The sequence below is a fragment of the Streptomyces sp. NRRL S-37 genome (genome assembly GCF_000721605.1).
Lineage (GTDB): Bacteria > Actinomycetota > Actinomycetes > Streptomycetales > Streptomycetaceae > Streptomyces.
Map to the genome: position 1 here is coordinate 1 of NZ_JOIZ01000065.1, position 2,269 is coordinate 2,269.

Consider the following 2,269-nt stretch of genomic DNA (forward strand, 5'->3'; position numbering starts at 1 on the left):
ACCGTTCCTAAAGACTGAGCGGGAGTGAGTCCTGTCGCCAGGTCTCATGCTCGGCCGAACGCCCCGAACGGTGTTGGGCGTTCTGGTAGCCCGCGTTCGCTCCGCGTCCGGGCCGGACGGATCGTGTCCGTGGTCCGGGGATGCGGGGGCGGGTTCCCTCACGCCCAGGAACACCTGGTCCGGCCTGGACGGTCCGATGCCCCACCGCATCACTCCGGTGCTGTGGGGGCGGTGCCGTCCGTCGCCGGATCGGGTGTCCCTGGGCGCGCCTTCCGATCGCCACAGCAGCTGCGTCATGGCGAGTGGTCTTACGAGTCGTGCCGGTGAGGGGCTTCTGCCAGTGCTGGGCGCCCCACTTCGAGGTGTAGGCCGGGTCCACCGCGATGACCGCGATACCCGTGGCGTCGGCCATCGACGCCAGCCGGGCGCGGAGCTTGCCGGTGGGCATGCCGGAGATCAACTGCCGGAAGTGTTTCCTGCGCCCATGTTTCTCCCGGGTCTTCTCCGCGGCGAAGTCCAGGTCCTCGACCGCGATCGCCTTCACGCCGCAGTTGCGGGCCCAGTGAAGGAGGCGGGTGAGGGCGTGGCGGACCTGGGCGTCACGGTGTTCGGCGGTGCCGGTGAGGTCGTAGGAGAAGCGGCGCGGGGCGCCGGTGGGGTTGCCGTGGATGTCCAGGCGCCAGGCAGCGAGGTGATCGGCGTTCATGTCGACGCCGGTCACCCCATGGGCGAGCGCGGCCTCGATCGGGATGGCCGGGGTGGGCGGGAGCTGCCAGGACGCGGTCAGATACCAGCGGCCCCGGCCGGTGTCCAGGTGGATGCGGTAGGCCACGGCCCGGTTGGCCGCGACCCTGTCGGCCCACTCGGTGCCCCGGTGCGCGAACGTGATCCGGGAGGCGAGGACGTAGCGTCCGTGCGGGGCGTTCGCCAGATATGCGAGGGGCGCGGGCAGCTTGATACTCGCCTCCCCCTCGGGGCTGATGCGGATCGTCTCGTTGCCGTAGCGCTTGCCGGACTCCCCGTCTGCCTGGCAGAACCAGCGCTCCGCCTCCCAACGCCCGCGCCACGCAGACTCGGTCAGCTGGGCCGTCTCCAGGTGGTGGCGGGTGCGGGCCAGACGTTTGCCGCCGCGCACGACATGGACGACTCCGGCCTCGTGGCCGGCCCGCGCGGACGCCAGCCGCTCCTCAAGCACCCGCAACCGCCGCGACTTCGCATGCCATTCCCGCTTCGACCGGTAACCCCCGGGCGCCTTCTTCGTCCCCTTCTGGCCGACCGGCTGGGACAGCCGGTCCTCGATGGTGCGCACGCCTGCTTCCAGGTTCTGGATGTGCGTGAGCCGGCAGCGGCGGGCCAGCGCCCACTGGTCATGCGTTGCCTTGGTGATGCTGCCCGCCCACCGCGACGACGAGAGCGCAGTCAGCTCCCGCTTGCGCACCGCCCATGTGTCGGCGGAGTGCTCCAGGCCGTCCCGGCAGCGCGTCTTGAGGTCCTTCGAAGCCAGCGACCCCAGATGCGCCCCCACCAGACGCAGCACCTTCTCATCCCCGGGCGCCAGGTCCTTCAGACGAGTCCGGGCGGCCACACCACTGGGACCGGACGCGACGAACGACGCCTCGATCGGGCGCAGCTCAACCATGCCCGGCAGCCTGAAGCGCCTTGCGGGCACGGTTCTTCGCCGACCTGCGCCCGTACAAGCGGGCGCAGAAGGAGGTCAGCACCTCCACCATGTCCCGGACCAGGTCGTCTTCGACCTCCCGGTCATCCAGCACGGCCAGGCGACGCCCGGATGCCTCCAAAGCTGCCTCGACCAGTTCTGTGTTCATCCGGCCAAGCCGGTCCCGGTGCTCCACTACGACTGTGGTCACCTCGGGATCGGCCAGCAGACGCCGGGCCTTGGAACGCGCCCCGTTCATCCCCGAACCGGTCTCGGCCTCAATCCGGACGACACGGTGGCCCGCCCCTGCCGCCCACGCGGACAGTCGGGCGACCTGGCGTTCCAGATCCGTCTTCCGATCCCGGGAAGAGACACGGGCGTACAGACCCACCCCGCCGACAACCTCAGGCGCCGCGTCGGCCTCGATGTCCACCAGGATCACGCGCGGGCCGACCCGCTGCGCAGGTACCGGCAAAGTACCCTCGCGAAACCAGCGATACGCAGTCTGCGGATGCACACCCTGCGCCCTCGCCCACTCTGTCAGCTTCACACCCTCACAACGATGCTCACCCAATCGAAGTTACGCTCAGTCAAACAACCTTGAAGGCGAAC

General features: G+C 69.8%; 1 protein-coding gene and 1 pseudogene. Both read right to left on the minus strand.

What is annotated here, in order from left to right; genetic code table 11:
- Positions 1-7 precede the first annotated feature (7 nt).
- Positions 8-1,639, minus strand: a pseudogene (locus IH50_RS0136665) (IS200/IS605 family accessory protein TnpB-related protein).
- Entirely contained in the window at positions 1,632-2,207 is a 576-nt protein-coding gene (locus tag IH50_RS0136670; protein WP_030872889.1) for an IS607 family transposase, read from the minus strand. The pseudogene IH50_RS0136665 and the gene IH50_RS0136670 overlap by 8 nt, the downstream one beginning before the upstream one ends.
- Positions 2,208-2,269 lie beyond the last annotated feature (62 nt).